Genomic DNA, 17,736 nt, shown 5'->3' with positions numbered 1-17,736 from the left:
ATTGCACATGAAAAATTATAAAAAAGGATTTCTGACACTTGTTGTATTGTCGACCATGTCTTTGATGGCGGCAGAAGATAAAACGATTTATGTAACCACCTTTGATGATGAGGATGGGACAAATCCTGACAAGTGTTCATTAAGAGAAGCATTACACGCCGCTGCCACACATAAAGCTTATGGTGGCTGTAGTGCAGGACAGGTTTATTCAACAGTACCCAATGTAATTCAGTTGGAAGCAGGTGAATATAAGCTGACTAAAGAATTAAGACCCAACTCAGATGTTTCTATCATTGGTAAAGAACCAGGTGATTATAGTCGCCCAGATGTATTGACCAATAATTTCCCTGCTGCAACCCCATTAAAAACTACAATTTCAGGTCAAGGAAATTCACGTATTTTCAATACCATTTATGAAAATAAGCCGAGTCTAACGCTGAATGATGTAATTTTAAAAAATGGCTCGAGTTTAAATGACAGCAATAATAATGTGGGTGGAGCAATTTATGCTGGCGGTGCACTCACCTTAAATAATGTAAATATTATAGATTCCAATGCGAAAGCAGGTGGGGCAATTTATTTAAATGATGTTTCAAGTTCTCTGACCATAAATTATGGTGTATTCCAGACCAATAAAGCGGAACTGGGCAGTGTACTTGGAATGACCTGTGCTGATAATTTAGAGTTTACCAAACGTAATATCGCCGTGAGTGGGGTAACATTTATTGGCAATGGTGCTGCAGATAGTTTAAGCATGCTTAATTTTTGTGGGCAACCTGCAGTGACCTTTTCTGCAAATACGATTACTGACAATATCGCAAGTGCAAGTCAAGGTCGTATCATTCAATTTAGCCAATTGACACCACAAGGAAAAGTTAATTTTAGTGATAATTCTTCTTTATCACTGATCAGTAATACCATCGTCAATAATAATGCTTGGGCAACATTATTGTATGGTTATAATGGTATAAAAGCATTAAGTAATAATATTTTGGCTTACAATACTGGAAAATCTTGCCGTTATGCAAATGGTGATGTCAGTAAAGTTGAAGGTTCGCGTGTAGTGCTTGTATACAATGCTTTAAAATTGGCTGCTGGTGATGATCAATGTGAGGTTGCAGAGGAAGTAAGGAAAGAGGATAAAGATCATACATTTGATGTGAGTAATATTGCATTCACAACTATTTTAAATGAGTTAGAACCACCAAGTGAATCTACAGGCTTTATGCCGATGTATTTTCCTAAAAATTTAGGCACAGACAAAGACTTGGTTGATATTGGTTATACGGGCTGTAGTGGCGTTGATCAGCGTGGTGTTACACGCGTGATTGCGGAGAACTCAAATGGTCCCAATGACGTGGCAAACTCATGTGATATTGGCTCGACAGAGGTTTTACGTCTCACTGCCAATAACCTGAGTGCAAGTAATACTTCGGTTGTTGTGGCACTTAATTCTTATCAAAACATATTGGATAATTATAATAAGTTGATTGCAGATCCAGCGACCAAACAAGAATATATTCCTTTTTATAAAATCCAATCAGAGTTGTATAGTAATTTAATCAAATACACCAAATCAGACCAGAAATATCGCACGATCTTTGTCGATCCTTTTGTAGCCAATTTGCCTGCGGAAATTATAACCAAAGACGCTAATGGTAATGATGTGCGAGTGGTAAAACATTTAAGTGCGGACAATTATAATGTGATTGTAGAACCACTTGGTGTCGGAGTATTAAATGATAAGAAACAATTTGTAGGTAAAAAAGAGCCAAAATTCGATTGTGTATGGAATAAAGACTTAAAGAGAATTATGTTATGGCGTATAGATGACAATGTTACACCATCAGGTGACAATGAATTCTGTAGCTATAAACTAGAGTTAAAGACAGATCAAAGCATTAGCTCTTCAGCCTATATCATTGGAAGCTTTACCAATATTGCACCTATTGCTAAAGATGCAACATTTAATATTGAACAAGGCTCAACCAAAGCGATTGATGTAGATCTACTGCAATATGCAAATGATGATGGTGATGGTAATGCTGCTGCGTTAACAGAGAAGCCGAATAAACCAAAATTTTATGTCAATACAGATGGGGTTGAATTGCCAATTCGAATTGGAACAAATATCGATCCTGTGGTCATTACCGCGGATCGTAGTGGGCCTTGTCCTGGTAGCGATAATAAATATACCTGCTATGGTGGCAAAATCCATATCCAACTTAGAAATACACTTGATCCATTTAGTTATAAATTTACCTATTATGTGTATGATGCGGATGGAAAAATTTCTACTCCTGAAAATAGTAGTGTTGAAGTGGCTACTGTTACTTTGAAAAACTCAGGTACTGCGCCAGGAAGCCCACGGGTCAGTGGCGGTGGTTCATTGGGTTGGTTGAGTCTTCTTGGGCTGTTAGGGCTGACAGGTTATCGTCGTTATCAAGCGAATAGACAGTCAAAGCAATAACAGGAAACTCAATATACCTAAAATAATCGTTTTAACACATTGTGTTATAGCAAAAAGCCAGTTTATAAAAACTGGCTTTTTGCTATCTGTATGTTTTTTGCTATTTGTATGGGCTTTCTTCCTAATTTGTATTATAAGTTTTAAATAGAAAGGGTTTGTTGATTGATTTCCCTTAAATCATTGAAAAGTTATTCATTTTGAACTGATATGAAGCAATTTACTGTACTTACACCGCTTGAACAGATCTCATGTAGTTCTGATGAATTACTTTCGATTAAAAGAAATGATTTGGTTCCACTACTCGACAATCAAACACGACTGAATTTGTATGCTGATCAGTTGATTCAAGCACAATCGGTACTGTTAAAAGCCATTGATCCGAGTTTGACGCAAAAGCTGAGTCAAATTATTGCACAAATTATTCAGCAATTATCTGCATCCAAGAAAAAGCTAAATCAACGTAAATTCAATGCGATACAAAAATGGTTGGGTTTGGATTTGGAGTTTAGTGTTGGACAAGTCAAATATTTAAATGATTTGGAAAGTTTAATTGATGAAGCCAAACATTTGAGTCAAAGATTACAAATCGAAATTCAAAAGTCGGAAGCAAGATTCCAACAAGCCAATGGCTTAAGAGAGCAAATGGCGAAATATATTCGTGCAGCGCAGGAATTTTTACATGAATATCCTGCTTTTGTACAACATCGTCATCCCTTGGATAATTTTGCAGATCGGCTGTCTAAGAAAGTCAATACGCTACAAACACTACAAGCCAGTAATGATATTGCGTTAGCACAAATGCAGTTAACACAACAGCTTTCATTGAGCTTACTTGATCGCTTTAATGAAGCTCAGCATGTCCTGATTCCTGCATGGCAATATCATGTCAAACAGAGTAGTGCGCAGAATTCTTTTACAACGACTGAAGAATTGGATAAAAGTCGTGATAAATTAATTCAATCATTAAAGAAATCATTAGAAAATAAATAGGATAGAAGTATGAGTGATTCGAATCATCAAGCATTAACTGAACAATCTAATACGCCGTTGGAATTACAAAAGTTTGAACAATTGAATTTGAAAGAAATAGGTTTAAACACCGAAGATTTTAATGAGGTTGTTAATGCGCATAAAGACCTAGCCAATATTAATCATGCATCCGTAGCTGAATATGGTAAAAATATTGCGACCAAAACATCCTCATATACAGATGAATTACTCAACTTAGTCAAAAATAAAGACTTAGATGTGACTGGGCAAAAATTAAATGAAGTTGTGCAAGTTGCTCAGCAATTGAATACATCCAGCATTTTGAATCAATCAAAAAACTCAGGATTTATTGGAAGCATACTCAGTAAGTTTAAAGGTGCTAAGAAAAGTTTCGATCAACATTTTAATACCACCAAAGAGCAAATAGATTCATTGGTCAAGGAAATTGAAACATCGCAAACAGGTTTAAAAGCACGGGTGGATACATTAGATCGTATGTTTAATGGAGTGCAAGAGGAATATCGACAGTTGGGTATTTATATTGCCGCAGGTCGAATCAAGCAAGTTGAAGTACAGCAAGAAATTGCCACTTTATCTCAGCAAGAGCAAGATCCTAAAACCAATCAGCGTGTTTATGACCTTAACCATTTAGCCAACAATCTAGAAAAGCGGGTTAGTGATTTACAAGTCTTGCAACAATCTGCAATGCAAACCTTACCGATGATTCGTATTATTCAATCCAATAATATGATGTTGGTCGATAAATTTTATGCGATTAAAAATATTACGTTACCTGCATGGAAAAACCAGATCAGCTTGGCGATTTCTCTAAATGAGCAACGTAATAGTGTACAACTTGCCAACACGATTGATGATGCAACCAATGAGCTATTAAAACGCAATGCAGATTTACTTCATCAAAATTCTGTGGATACTGCCAAAGCCAATCAACGTTCAGTGATTGATATTGAAACGCTTGAACATGTTCAAAATACCCTGATTAAAACTGTAAATGATGTCATTCAAATTCAGAAAGAGGGCATGCAAAAACGTGAAGAGGCTTCGACTCGGATTAAAGCGCTTCAATCGAATTTGCAACAGTTGGTATTAGATACCAGTACACATCAATCCTAAGCCAAAGCTTAAATCTTGGCACAATCTCATCTAAAGGTGTAAAGGTTGACTGAAAAAACTCAATATCCTGTAGATATTCAACAGATCGAGCATGGATTAAAAATACTTCAGCATCGAAAACGGAATTTGATGGTTTCGGCTGTGGTTTTATCCTCTGTGGGTATCGCAAGTTTAGTTTCTGTTTTTTTTCAACAGGAATTGGTTTTTAACTTGTTTGGTGTAGCACAACAGGTTCATCAATTGCACTTGCCATATATTCTAGATCAGCAGTTAAGAGAATATATTCATCAACCAGACTACCTGATGAATGCATTGTCATGGTTGGGCTGGTTGATCTTAAAATTAATTGTGTCTTTTATTGGCGCATTTATTATTGTGGGTGTATTAAAAAAAATTCGCTTTTTAAAAGTCCGCTTTCAATCTTTTATCCTTAAATTTGTTGCATGGCTTTTATCCTTGATTGTGCTCTGGTCTGGTTTGACTTATGTGCAATATGATCTGAAAGATGATGAAGACAAAGAGTTAAAATCATTTATAAAATATGATCAAAACATTCAGCAAAGCGCTATTTATCAATATCTGCAAAGATCGGATGCGCCTGAAACAGTACAAAGCTATTTATTGGCACAAACCGCATTGATGCATAAACCAGTTGATAAGGTCGTGGCTACGGTTTACACAGAAAAATTGATTAAAGCGGAGCAATCTGATTCGCGCTTTTTAGAATACGGCTTTAAACCTGAGCAATTATGGACAATTCAACATCAGGTATTTAATCGAGCGCTTTCCCCGATTGCGCAAGGTGTTGAAGCGCAAGTGAGTCGTGCAAGCTTTTGGTCGAACATTGTTGAAAAGGTTTTATGGGGAATTTCAGCACTCAGTTTATTTTTTAGCTTGATGATTTATTGGGTAGCAAGTCGAATTGCGAAACGTTTACATCGAATTGGTCATCGTATCGGTTAGTGCAACGCACAAAGCTTATACTTTGTAAAAATTCTGATAAAAAAGCACTTTTGTGATGAGCAAAAGTGCTTTTTTATTGCTGTAAAAATTAAATCTCGTTGTCCTAAGCGACATCTTTCGCTCGGTTGGTAATCAGGTCTTTCAGTTCTAAGGTATCAAAGGTTTTATCCCAAATTTCACCGTCTACAATATAGTAAGGCGTTGGATGTTTACCGAAACCTTGTACATAGTGGGTAATCTCAGTTTGTTTATCTGCGATTTCCTTATGTTGAATAGAACGTAGAACTTTCGTGCCATCCAAGCCCATACCTTCGATGATTTGTTTCAGTACTTCAGGGTTGGCAATGTCTTTACCATGGGCGAATATGGCGTGGAATAAAGCCTGCGTTAACGCGAATTGGTCAAAGATATTGTCTAAAGCCAATATCGCTTGATGGGCTAAACGGCTATTGGGCATACGCTTCATATGCTCAATATCTACGGTTAAATCTTGACTATAAGCAGCAAATTTTGCCATATCAAGTTTACGATTGGCTTCTTTGGTTCCATATCTTTCAGTCAGGTATTGATAAACATCTAAGCCTTGTTCTGGAATTTCTGGTAAAACTTGCACAGGTAATAATTCGATTTTTTTCGCCATGGGTTGATTCCAATGTTGTTTGAGTTTTTCAAACGCCACATAACTCATTGGATAGACGATATCGAATACGAACTCTATTTTCATTGTTTTACCTCTTCACTTATTTATACAGGAATTGTGAATAAGTACACCTTGTTGTACTTAATTGGAGAAACCACAACATAAATTTAGCTTAAAACTTTGTGGCTTGGCTGCGCATGATTTTTTGTAGAGAGATGGTCGAAGAAATATTATTTTTGTTGAAAATTAATCTAATTTTAAGTTTCGAGGAAGTCGGGGGATGTCTATTGATTTTCTAGCCAATGCCCATATATATACCAGCATTAAAGAATTTAAATTTGAGAATAGGGGGATATGCTGATGAGAACGTGGCTGATTTTTGTTAAACTAAAAAACCGATTGATTTAATAAAAACAAACTGTTTTATCTATTTTTTAAATAGACGTAATATACATTCAACGAAAGAAATTTACTCCCTTGGAGATTGTTAGCATGTTAGATACAAATACTTCTGCTCAATTAAAAACATTGTTAGAGCGTCTTGAGAGCCCAATTGAAATTGTTGCTTCTTTAAATGGTTCTGATAAGTCAGACAAAATTAAAGAGTTGGTGACTGAAATTGCTGCGCTGTCAGATCAAGTGACTGCACGTTTCGATGGTCAGAATGATCGTAAACCGAGCTTTGGTATTGCAAAAGTAGGTGAACAACCTCGTGTATTCTTTGCTGGTTTACCGATGGGTCATGAGTTTACCTCGTTAATTTTAGCTTTATTACAAGTATCAGGTTATGCGCCAAAAGTTTCTGATGAAATCTTGGCTCAAGTTAAAGGTTTAAACCTGACTGCAAATTTTGATGTATTTGTTTCTTTAAGCTGTCACAACTGCCCAGATGTTGTTCAAGCACTTAACTTGATTGCAATTAATAATCCTGGCACTACAGCGACCATGATCGATGGTGCATTCTTCCAAGATGAAGTTGAAGAACGCAAAATCTTGGCTGTACCTATGGTTTTCCAAAATGGCGAACATATTGGTCAAGGTCGTATGACTTTGGAAGAAATCGTTGCGAAATTGGACAGTGGTGCTGCGGCTAAAGATGCTGAAAAGCTGAATGCTAAAGACGCGTTTGATGTATTGGTGATTGGTGGTGGACCAGCTGGTGCAACATCTGCGGTATATGCTGCACGTAAAGGGATTCGCACAGGTATTGTTTCTGAGCGCTTTGGTGGTCAGGTCATGGACACCATGGATATTGAAAACTTTATCTCAGTACAAAAAACACAAGGTCCTAAGTTTGGTTCAGATATGGAAGCGCATGTACGTGAGTACGGTGTGGACATTATGAACTTACAAAAAGTGAAAAACATTGTTGGTGCGGATCAAACAACTAATGGTTTAGTTGAAGTTGAACTGGAAAATGGTGCAAAACTTGAATCAAAAACGGTCATCTTATCTACAGGTGCACGTTGGAGAGAGATGAATGTACCAGGTGAGAAAGAGTACAAAACACGTGGTGTTGCGTATTGCCCACACTGTGATGGTCCATTATTTAAAGGCAAGAAGGTTGCCGTGATTGGTGGGGGTAACTCTGGTGTAGAAGCAGCAATTGATCTTGCAGGTATTGTTGAACATGTCACATTGATCGAGTTTGATACTCAACTTCGTGCTGACCAAGTGCTTCAAGATAAATTGAATAGTTTGCCAAATACCACGGTGATATTGAATGCGTTGTCTACAGAAGTGATTGGTGATGGTTCGATTGTGACAGGGTTGAAATATAAAGACCGTGCAACTGATGAATTGCATACTATTGAACTTGCGGGAATCTTTGTACAAATTGGTTTATTACCAAACACAGATTTCTTAAAAGCAACTGCTGTAGAACTTTCAAACCGTAATGAAATTGTGGTGAATGATCGTAATGAAACCAATGTAAAAGGTGTATTTGCTGCGGGTGACTGTACAACAGTGCCTTATAAACAAATCATCATTGCCGCTGGTGAGGGTGCAAAAGCCTCTTTATCTGCATTCGATTACATCATTCGTTCAGGTCAATAATCTTTTAATGATTACACGTTGAAAAGCAAGCCAAAGTGCCGTAATGATAACTTTGGCTTGTCTTAACATTTATCTCATGTTTTACCCTTGATAGGAATTGAGTTGCTAACAGCTCAATTCCTTTTTTTGTGTTGGAGATTGAATACTATTGAAGAGAGCTTGCGAAAATAAGCTTTGTTAATGTTGCAAATCTTGAACAAGTGCAATGGTTTTTTGTTCTGCAGCTTGGATCGATTGTGCTAACAACTCGCCACCAAATTCCTGATACTCAATTGCGATTTCATGAAATTTTTCGATACCTATAAAATTGAATGCTGTTTTTATTGCGGGTTCAGCATGATTGGGAAATGGCGCATCAGCTGAATCAAAGTCATGCCCACCACGGGCAGAAAGGATAATCATAGTTTTTTGATGATCCAAAAGCCCTGAGTACGGTTGCTCTTTGCTAAGATCAAATGAGTAGGTTTTATTCATTCTCACGATGTGATCAATATAGGCTTTTAGATGAGCAGGTGTGCCAAAGTTATACATCGGTACGCCAAGCACAATAATATCTGCCCAATGTAATTCTTCGATAAACTCATTGCTCAGTTGTAGGCGTTGTTGTGCCTTTTCTTCAGATTCTGCATAGCCAAATTCAGAAATGATCCACTCTTCATCAATATAAGGGGGTGGATTTCGACCTAAATCACGATGTTTAACTTGCACAGATGAATCAATTTCATTCCATTGATCAATAAATAATTCGGTTAAGCGTCGGCTTAAAGAACCATGTGGGTGTGTACCTGAAATACCTGTTCTTAAACTAGTATCTATTTTTAGTATATTTGCCATGATCATTACTCAATTTGTTGTTTGTTCAAATTGATTTTTATAGAATATGAAAAAAACAACAAACGATAAAAATACATGTTATAACTGAATATAATTCATTTATATTTTACACGGTGATCTTCGGTGGTTTTGCATAATTCCTTGGAGCAATTGTTGGCCTTTCAGCATGTCGCTGAACAACTCAGCTTTAAAAAAGCAGCAGACCAATTGTTTTTAACAGCTACCGCCTTAAGCCATCGTATCAAGAAGCTGGAACAGCAATTGAATATACAGTTATTCGAACGACGTACACGCTCGATTAGCCTAACGCCAGAAGGAGAGTATTTGCTTAAGCATGTACAGTCAGGTTTTGGACAGATTCAAACTGCTTTGTTTCAACTTGAGCAAAATAAACAAAGATTATTTACCATTACGACAACACCATCCTTTGCAAGTGAGTGGATTATTCCCTATTTGCCAGAGTTACAAAGTCGCTTTCCCAATATTATGTTTCGGGTACATGCGAGTTATGACCTCATCAATATGACGTCTGGTCTCTATGATTTGGCGATTCGGTATGGTTCAGGGGGCTATCAAGATGTTGATGCAGAATTATTTGCAGTTGATGAATATGTAGCTGTCGGGCATCCCTCTTTGAATATTGCAACTATGAACTGGACGACTGTGCCATTGATCCACTTTACCTGGGGAGACGAATACTGTCCAAATCGAGTCAATTGGCAGAAATGGTTTGAAAAACAAGGCTTACATATTCAAGCAGGGCAAGCGCAGGTATTTTATACGCAAGAAAGTCATGCAATTCAGGCTGTATTGTCTGGACAGGGTATTGCATTATTAAGCCGCATTTCGATTGCCAATGATTTACAACATGGGCGACTGAAAATTGTATCGCCATGTGTTGAAACGGCATGGAATTACTATTTTTTAACTTTGCCAGATGCTGATTTTATTGTAAATGAAGTCAAACAGTGGTGTAAGGAGAAGTTTTCGCAAAATTTTGCCCATGAATAAAGATCTATGAATTTTTTTCGTCGCTTAGCTTTTTGCTTATATTGCCTATCTTGAAATTAAAATCAAAGGTGATTTTTTAAATAAGAAAAAAGCCAAAGTGTTCCCCAAATACACCTTGGCTTTTCCCTAATGTTGTTGTTTTCCCCTTTTCATGAGCTGTGTTGCCATACAGCTCAGCTCCATTTTCTTTATTGTTATTATTATCTGAACCTATGCATTAACTAAGCAAAATACGTTCCAAGATTAGAATTGGTGTCGCATTTTGTCTTAACCAAACAAACTTAGATAATGAAAGCGATTTAATAATTGCGCTTTGCTTTCTATATGTTGTGGATTTTGAACAATACATTCAATTGGACAGACATCCACACAGGTTTGATGCTCATAAAATCCGACACATTCAGTACAACGCTGTGTATCAATTTCATAGAACTTTTCTCCCTCAAAAATTGCCTGATTGGGGCATTCTGGTACACACATATCACAATTGATGCACTGGTCTGTAATCATTAAAGCCATTTCGATATCCTAAACTGCTTGGTAAGCCAATGATGATGCTGAAATATCAGCAGTCGAATTTGGTAAGTTTCTAATTAATAAGGCATATTGCATATCAATATCAGCAGGAATTGGAATTTCTACAATATATCCTGAGCCTCTTGCATCTATGATCGGTTGTCTGTTTTTATCTAAAATTTCTTGAAGAATAAATGTGATGTTGCCAGATGTGGTCATGAGTTCCATAGAGTCACCCACAACAAAACGATTCTTTACCTCAATCTTGATGTAATCATCGTTGCGTTCAAGCACTTCACCAACAAATTGCTGATGGTCAAACTGAGAAGATCCCGTTGCATAGTTTTGATATTCGGCATGGACATGACGACGTAAGAAACCTTCGGTATAACCTCGATTGGCTAAACCTTCGAGTTGTGACATTAACGCCCGATCAAACGGTTTTCCTTGTAGCGCATCATCAATCGCTTTGCGATAAATTTGTGCTGTTCTGGCGCAATAAAAGTAAGATTTGGTGCGTCCTTCGATTTTTAAGGAATGGATGCCCATCTTGGTTAAACGGTCTACGTGTTGAACTGCACGTAAGTCTTTAGAGTTCATAAAGTAAGTGCCATGTTGGTCTTCTTCAGCAGCAAACATGTCTTCTCTATGACGTTGTAATAAAACCGGTTCGCCAAATTGATGTTGTTGTATGGCGTGTTGCTCGTCGGCATCTTTATTGTTGCAACAGTCTGATGCTGTCTCCAGTTGTTGGACTGGAATGACATCCCCAGATGCATCTTCTGTTGCTTCGTGAATATTGTATTCCCAGCGACATGCATTGGTGCAAGCGCCTTGATTAGCATCACGTTTATTCATATATCCTGAAAGTAAGCAACGACCGGAATAAGCCATACAGAGTGCACCGTGGACGAAAACTTCGATTTCCATATCGGGTACATTCTGTTTAATTTCTTCAATTTCCTCGATAGATAACTCACGTGACAAAATGACACGGGTGAGTCCCATATTTTTCCAAAATTTTACGGTTGCCCAATTGACCGCATTTGCCTGTACAGACAGATGAATGGATATTTGTGGGAAGTTTTCTCGAACCAACATGATCAAGCCAGGATCTGACATGATCAGTGCATCAGGTTGCATGGCGACCACAGGTTCAAGATCACGAATAAAATTTTTTAATTTAGCATTATGCGGTTGAATATTCACCACTACATAAAATTTTTTGCCTAAGGCATGCGCTTCAGCAATCCCTATCTTTAAATGATCATGATCAAACTCATTATTACGAACTCGCAAGCTATAGCGAGGTTGACCTGCATATACCGCATCGGCACCGTAAGCAAATGCATAACGCATATTCTTCAATGATCCAGCTGGTGATAGGAGTTCAGTAATGTGTGAGATGCTCATATAAATTTAAAAGGCATACTAAAAATATGGTTTTATTGTAAGGGTTTGAAAATAAGATTCAACCTAGTAAAACACTCAGGATTAATTGGATGAATTTTTATTAAAAAACTTAATATTCAATATCTTATGTTTAATTAATCGGGTTTTTTGAAAACCCTAAAAAATTATTTAAGCCTTTTTAATTGCTGATCGATAATAATTTCACCATCTTCTTTACTAAAAGCAGCACGTTGTGGCGCAGATAAGAGATCTAAAACCAATTCAGAGGGTCGACATAAACGAACACCCAATTCAGTCACCACAAAGGGGCGGTTGATTAAAATCGGGTATTGCAACATGAAATTAAGCAGCTGATCGTCAGTCCATTCTGTTTGATCTAGTTTTAAGGTTTTATAAACATCAACATTTTTACGTATTGCATCTCGTACCGACAAAGCAGATTGCTGAATCAACTCGATGAGTTGTGCCTTGCTTGGCGGATACTGTAAATATTCGATCACTTCTGGTTCAATACCAGTATTTCGAATGAGTGCAAGGGTATTGCGTGAAGTCCCACAGGCAGGATTATGATAAATCTTAATTTGAGATGACATCGATCGACTCTCTGTTAAAAAGCAATATTGCATTTATATATGGATATGCGTATATTCGCAATAGTGAATATGCTAAACCATAAAATTGAGTAATTGCGATGGATCAACCCGATTTCTTTAAGTGCTTATCTGACCCAACTCGTTTGGATATTTTAAAAATTGTGTTGGCACAGGGGAACGTTTGTGTTTGTGAAATCACTGAAGCCTTAAATTTAAGCCAGCCAAAGATTTCTAGACACTTGGCTTTGTTGAGAAATTTGTCCATTTTACTTGATCAACGCAAAGGCCAATGGGTGTATTACCGTTTAAATCCTGAATTACCAGAATGGGCCAATGCAGTATTAAACATAATTGCAGCGCAAACTGCGAATTCAGTTATGGGTGGTTCAGACTTGATCCAAATCAACAGCTGTTGTGAGTAAGCTGTCATGAATTCAAATCAGCCAACTTCGCGGCTTTCTTTCTTAGATCGCAATTTAACTTTGTGGATCTTTATTGCGATGGGATTGGGGATCTGCATCAGCGTATATTTCCCGCAGGCTTCTGTGGCTTTAAATCGTTTAAGCCTAGATTCAGTCAATATACCCATTGCGATAGGTTTAATTTTGATGATGTATCCGCCACTTGCCAAAGTGGATTATGCGACCTTAGCTGTAGTCTTCAAAGACAAACGAACTTTGACTTTGTCTTTGCTACAAAACTGGTTAATCGCGCCGTGCCTGATGTTTGCTTTAGCGATCGTGTTTTTACATGCTTATCCTGAATATATGACGGGTTTAATTCTTATTGGTTTAGCCCGTTGTATCGCGATGGTCTTGGTATGGAATAACTTAGCAGGTGGTGACAATCAATATGTCGCAGCTTTAGTCGCTTTTAATAGTATTTTCCAAATTGTCTTTTTTAGTACTTATGCTTGGTTGTTTTTAACAGTTCTACCACCGTATTTTGGTGTAGCAGGAAAAGTTATTGATGTCAGCTTTTGGACGATTACACATGCGGTTTTCATCTATTTAGGTATCCCATTTTTATTGGGCTTTCTAAGTCGGATCATTCTGGTTAAACGCAAAGGATTAGACTGGTATCAACAAACGTTTATCGCTAAAGTCAGTCCACTGAGTTTATTGGCATTGTTATTTACCATTGTGGCGATGTTTAGTTTAAAAGGGGCGGATGTAGTTAGCCTACCATTCGATGTATTGCGAATTGCCATCCCATTAACTCTGTATTTTGTGGTGATGTTTTTCCTGAGCTTTTTTATGAGCAAGTGGATGGGCAATGATTATCCTAAAACTACAGCGATTTCTTTTACCGCAGCGGGAAATAACTTTGAATTGGCACTTGCTGTTGCGATTGCAACATTTGGATTGGCTTCACCTGTCGCATTTACCACAATTATTGGTCCTTTGGTAGAAGTTCCAGTATTGATTGCGTTGGTTAGTGTTTCGCTATGGCTGCGCAAATCTGTTTTTAAATCAGCACATCGACTCAATCAGCAGAGGGAATAGCCGAGAGACTCATTTAACACAATATAAATTATTCCGATGCTTCAAGTTTTTTGACAATCTGACAATGATCAATGGTGGTGTTCGAGGAGCAGGATTGACGTAATTCATGCAGTTGCGATTTAAAATGTTGTAATTCATATATTCGAGTTTCTACATGTCGAATATGTTCTTCAATCAATTGGTCAATGATTTTACAGCCTTGTTCAGGATGTTGTAGATGCTCTAAAAGTTGAGTAATTTCATGTAAGGTCATATCTAATGCGCGGCAACGTTTAATAAAAATAAGCCGCTTTAATGTTTCATCATCATAATATTTATAATTATTATCTGCACGATAACTGGATCTGATCAGATTTTTTTTCTCATAAAACCGCACAGTATCCGTCGACAGCTGAGTTTTTTTAGCGAGATCACTAATTAAGTATTGCTGCATGCTTTATTTTCCTGAATCAACTTGACCTTGGACTAACTCCATAGTTTTAAATAGCAGTATAGCTGAATTTTTCATCATTGTTGAAGCATGTGCTGATTTTCTTTAAAGCACCAACTTGACTGAAAAAAATAAGCAGATAAGCCCATTTATATTGAATCAAGGAGAAGTGTCATGGCGTGTACATGTAGTCATGAACCTGCACCACAGAAACCGAATAGCAAGTTTAGAACGGCTTTGTGGATTGCACTGTTTATTAACCTTGCCATGTTCTTTGTTGAATTGATTGGTGGGGCGTATGCACATTCTTCTGCACTTTGGGCCGATTCTCTGGATTTCTTTGGTGATTCCATCAATTATGCCGTTTCTTTAGCGGTATTAGGCGCAACGCTGTATTGGCGAGCGACTGTTGCCTTGTTTAAAGGGGCAATCATGGCAATTTTTGGTTTTGTCGTGATCGGCAAAACGATCTATGCCTATACGAAAGGGATTCCGCCAGAAGCGATTACCATGGGAGCGATTGGTATACTGGCTTTAATCGCCAATGTGATTTCAGCCCTTGTGCTTTATGCTTTTAGAGATGGCGACTCCAATATGCAGTCTGTTTGGCTGTGTAGTCGTAATGATGCGATTGGAAATGTCGCCGTAATCTTTGCAGCTATTGGGGTTTTTGGTACAGGAAGCATGTTGCCAGATATTATTGTGGCTGTGATTATGGCGACTTTAGGCTTAACCGGCGGTTATCAGGTGATGAAGAGAGCACTACAAGAACGTAAACAAAATATGCCAACTCAACACGTCTTACAATGACGCTCAACGACTCCACAATAAAGTATTTTTGATCTCAGTAATGGGATCAAAAAACCATCATGAAGTAAGCGTTTAAATTTCAGTTATACGCATTGCCATTTTGCTCCAGAAATTATTCCAGAGTGCTAAATACTCAGACTGGACTTGGTCCAAATACTGTTGGTCGTTTTGATCATAGCATTGTATCAGTAGGGTCCAAATGTCATCTTGATGGTTGTCATCATTGGCAAGGGTCGCGTCATTTTGATCAGCCAGACCATGACAAGCATAATAACCTTCAATAAATTTACTGTTGTAAATCGACATGTTGTTACGGAGTGCTTCACTAAACTTTATGACTTGCAGCTCTGTACAAGCCAAAATAAGCAATAATTCTGTATAAGAATTGATGTGTTGGTGAATAAATTGGGCCAATGCGAAAGCTTCTATTTCAGTCTGTTGCTGATCCAATGGATCTAATTCCAACTGCTGCATCAATTTTAAAAAATAAACCAGATGTGATTTGGATGCAGCACTTTTTTCGAGTTGGTGTGTATTGAAACCCAGTTCATCAATTAAGTTTAGCGACAGTAAATAGCGTGCATATATTTTCGCTGCAATCCTATTTTCTGGATGAATATTATGGTTTTTTTCGAGGCTAACGGCTTGATAAATTACCATGCTAAGTGCATCTGTAAAATTTTTAACAATCGCCGTAAAATAATTAATATGAATAAATTTAAGTTGTTCAAGCGTCAGCTGGCTTTGATTCAACTGGACTAATATTGGGTGCTTAAATAAAACATGACAGTGTGTTTGTCGCTTTAAATTTGCGATAGCTTGAGTATTTTGCTGCCATAATTCAGGTTGCAAGGAATTTTGAATGAAATGCAGCAACTCGAAACGAGTATGTTCAGATTGCGTGAAAGATAATATGCTCATATGCTGCATTAAAATTTTAATTTTGCCGTTTTTATAATAGTAAAAAACAAATTGTTTTGCTAGTATTTATACAGGTTTAATATTTTATATTTCATATACTTGCCTTTGTAGTCTTGATGTTTTTTTATAAAAACTCAGTATTCATATGAATTTAAGATATAATTCTTAGCATACACTTGAAGTAATTCGTATTTATGTGCTGTTCTTATAAGCTAATGCTTTAATTTTAATCTTAAATTTTTGTACATCAGGTAAAAACAAATGTCAAAAAAAGAGGACATCATTAATACAGCGTTGAATCTCTTTAATACATATAGTTATAATTCTATCGGTATAGACCGAATTATTAGTGAGTCTGGCGTTGCAAAAATGACTTTTTATAAATATTTTCCATCTAAAGCCAAATTGATTGAAGAATGTTTGGTCACGAGAAATCTCAATTTGCAAGAATCATTAGATGCTGCAATCGCTAAATGTGATCCACAAGATTATTTATCTCATATTAAAGCCATTTTCACATGGTACAACGCATGGTTTCATAGTGAAGATTTTAATGGTTGTATGTTCCAAAAAGCCGTAGAAGAAATTTCAAAAGTTTATCCGTCATCACTTCAACCTGCAACTGACTATAAAGAGTGGTTAAAAGGGCATTTGAGTAATGCGTTGCGTCATTTAGGTGTTAAACAAGATATTCAACTTGCTTCTTTCTTGTCGAGTCTTCTTGACGGAATGACGATTCAAGCGCAAATAGATCCTCAGCAAGTGTGTTTGGATGATTATTGGAGACGGGTAGAGACCCTGATTCAGATGGAATTGGCTCTAGCCCAACCGAGTTCAGTTTAACCTTTAAGTTTGTTGAATAATCGCAGATTGCAAGCGTAATCATTATTTGCGCTTGTTGATCTGTTTAATTTTTCCTTAAAACTTGAAAATAAAAAAGCGCGATCACTTGAAGTGAATCGCGCTTTGCTGATAAGTTTTTTATATACCTGATGATTTATTGTCATAACAATAAATTATCAGGTAAAGAGATGCTTGAAGCATCTTCTTATATTTATTCTTATACCCTCTGAATGCACATGTCATTCGTTTTTTTCAGCAAATTATACAGACTTGTCTGTTTAGTTGGATTATAAAGATTTTGTTGTTTTTTACAACAGAATCTTTGTGAATTTGTTTGTTTTTTTATCAATCGGCTTAAATATTAAAAAAAATATCTAATTTTTGGTACTTTGCGTTTAATTTTATGGGTGCTGATATCGTTTAAAAGCCAGTTCTTGATCTTGTAGATTAGGCTAGCAGACTTCTATTGATCTTTAAATGGCAGTAAATTGCTATACGCGAAGCATGTGGTCAAGAATTTGAAAATTGAAATGAATAATTGTAAATAAATATTAGAGATAAAAAGTCAAAGACCATGAAAAGTGCTTATGCTGTTTGGAATATCA

At 36.9% G+C, this 17,736-nt stretch carries 17 protein-coding genes; 10 read left to right on the top strand and 7 right to left on the bottom strand.

All coding sequences use genetic code 11. The annotated features are described in order from the left end of the window. Nucleotides 1-7: 7 nt before the first annotated feature. From L3V46_RS14075 to L3V46_RS14060, 4 genes are all read left to right on the top strand, one after another. On the top strand, nt 8-2,470 hold the full coding sequence (locus L3V46_RS14075; protein ID WP_239046033.1) for a CSLREA domain-containing protein: 2,463 nt from the start codon (nt 8-10) through the stop codon (nt 2,468-2,470). A 207-nt stretch (nt 2,471-2,677) separates the two neighbouring features. Continuing rightward, a complete protein-coding gene (locus L3V46_RS14070) occupies nt 2,678-3,460 on the top strand; it encodes a hypothetical protein (protein WP_004820275.1) in 783 nt (260 codons plus the stop codon). A 9-nt stretch (nt 3,461-3,469) separates the two neighbouring features. After that, a complete protein-coding gene (locus L3V46_RS14065) occupies nt 3,470-4,594 on the top strand; it encodes a toxic anion resistance protein (RefSeq protein WP_239046032.1) in 1,125 nt (374 codons plus the stop codon). Between the two features lie 45 nt (nt 4,595-4,639). After that, complete coding sequence (locus tag L3V46_RS14060; protein ID WP_239046031.1) at nt 4,640-5,557, top strand: hypothetical protein; 918 nt, start codon at nt 4,640-4,642, stop codon at nt 5,555-5,557. A gap of 103 nt (nt 5,558-5,660) precedes the next feature. Here L3V46_RS14060 and L3V46_RS14055 read toward each other — a convergent pair whose 3' ends face one another. Next, nucleotides 5,661-6,281, bottom strand: a complete 621-nt coding sequence (locus L3V46_RS14055; protein WP_004721747.1) for a DsbA family protein — start codon at nt 6,279-6,281, stop codon at nt 5,661-5,663. 408 nt (nt 6,282-6,689) lie between these two features. Here L3V46_RS14055 and ahpF point away from each other — a divergent pair, with 408 nt between their 5' ends. Beyond that, nucleotides 6,690-8,255, top strand: a complete 1,566-nt coding sequence (ahpF, locus tag L3V46_RS14050; protein WP_004820281.1) for an alkyl hydroperoxide reductase subunit F — start codon at nt 6,690-6,692, stop codon at nt 8,253-8,255. A gap of 177 nt (nt 8,256-8,432) precedes the next feature. Here ahpF and L3V46_RS14045 read toward each other — a convergent pair whose 3' ends face one another. Then, a complete protein-coding gene (locus L3V46_RS14045; RefSeq protein ID WP_004820284.1) occupies nt 8,433-9,089 on the bottom strand; it encodes an NAD(P)H-dependent oxidoreductase in 657 nt (218 codons plus the stop codon). Nucleotides 9,090-9,242: 153 nt separating this feature from the next. Here L3V46_RS14045 and L3V46_RS14040 point away from each other — a divergent pair, with 153 nt between their 5' ends. Continuing rightward, nucleotides 9,243-10,100, top strand: coding sequence for a LysR substrate-binding domain-containing protein (locus L3V46_RS14040; protein WP_239046030.1), 858 nt, complete (start codon nt 9,243-9,245; stop codon nt 10,098-10,100). A gap of 267 nt (nt 10,101-10,367) precedes the next feature. On the opposite strand, the gene L3V46_RS14035 is transcribed toward L3V46_RS14040, so the two are convergent. From L3V46_RS14035 to arsC, 3 genes are all read right to left on the bottom strand, one after another. Further along, nucleotides 10,368-10,619, bottom strand: a complete 252-nt coding sequence (locus L3V46_RS14035) for a YfhL family 4Fe-4S dicluster ferredoxin (RefSeq protein ID WP_004721738.1) — start codon at nt 10,617-10,619, stop codon at nt 10,368-10,370. Between the two features lie 9 nt (nt 10,620-10,628). Beyond that, the gene (gene yegQ / locus L3V46_RS14030) at nt 10,629-12,029 is read right to left on the bottom strand and encodes a tRNA 5-hydroxyuridine modification protein YegQ (RefSeq protein WP_239046029.1); all 1,401 of its coding nucleotides are present in this window, start codon (nt 12,027-12,029) and stop codon (nt 10,629-10,631) included. Nucleotides 12,030-12,193: 164 nt separating this feature from the next. Further along, a complete protein-coding gene (arsC, locus tag L3V46_RS14025) occupies nt 12,194-12,622 on the bottom strand; it encodes an arsenate reductase (glutaredoxin) (RefSeq protein WP_239046028.1) in 429 nt (142 codons plus the stop codon). Between the two features lie 98 nt (nt 12,623-12,720). Between arsC and L3V46_RS14020 the strand changes: the two genes are divergently transcribed. After that, nucleotides 12,721-13,044: a metalloregulator ArsR/SmtB family transcription factor gene (locus L3V46_RS14020; protein ID WP_151801968.1), complete on the top strand. Its 324-nt coding sequence runs from the start codon at nt 12,721-12,723 to the stop codon at nt 13,042-13,044. A gap of 6 nt (nt 13,045-13,050) precedes the next feature. Beyond that, entirely contained in the window at nt 13,051-14,127 is a 1,077-nt protein-coding gene (gene arsB, locus L3V46_RS14015) for an ACR3 family arsenite efflux transporter (RefSeq protein WP_239046027.1), read from the top strand. Nucleotides 14,128-14,155: 28 nt separating this feature from the next. On the opposite strand, the gene L3V46_RS14010 is transcribed toward arsB, so the two are convergent. Beyond that, nucleotides 14,156-14,560 carry a Cd(II)/Pb(II)-responsive transcriptional regulator gene (locus L3V46_RS14010; protein WP_004721728.1) on the bottom strand — a complete coding sequence of 135 codons (405 nt, stop codon included), beginning with the start codon at nt 14,558-14,560 and terminating at the stop codon, nt 14,156-14,158. 171 nt (nt 14,561-14,731) lie between these two features. Between L3V46_RS14010 and L3V46_RS14005 the strand changes: the two genes are divergently transcribed. Then, nucleotides 14,732-15,367, top strand: coding sequence for a cation transporter (locus L3V46_RS14005; RefSeq protein WP_004820297.1), 636 nt, complete (start codon nt 14,732-14,734; stop codon nt 15,365-15,367). A gap of 72 nt (nt 15,368-15,439) precedes the next feature. On the opposite strand, the gene L3V46_RS14000 is transcribed toward L3V46_RS14005, so the two are convergent. After that, complete coding sequence (locus L3V46_RS14000; RefSeq protein WP_034613234.1) at nt 15,440-16,288, bottom strand: hypothetical protein; 849 nt, start codon at nt 16,286-16,288, stop codon at nt 15,440-15,442. A gap of 261 nt (nt 16,289-16,549) precedes the next feature. On the opposite strand from L3V46_RS14000, the gene L3V46_RS13995 reads away from it, so the two are divergent. After that, nucleotides 16,550-17,131 (top strand): TetR/AcrR family transcriptional regulator, encoded by a 582-nt coding sequence (locus L3V46_RS13995; protein WP_004721722.1) that lies wholly within the window; start codon nt 16,550-16,552, stop codon nt 17,129-17,131. The last annotated feature ends 605 nt before the right edge of the window (nt 17,132-17,736 follow it).

The organism is Acinetobacter sp. AG3 (genome assembly GCF_022343575.1).
Classification (GTDB): Bacteria; Pseudomonadota; Gammaproteobacteria; order Pseudomonadales; family Moraxellaceae; genus Acinetobacter; species Acinetobacter guillouiae.
The sequence above is the reverse complement of the archived record's forward strand: the minus strand, read 5'-3'. Positions and strand labels throughout refer to the sequence as shown.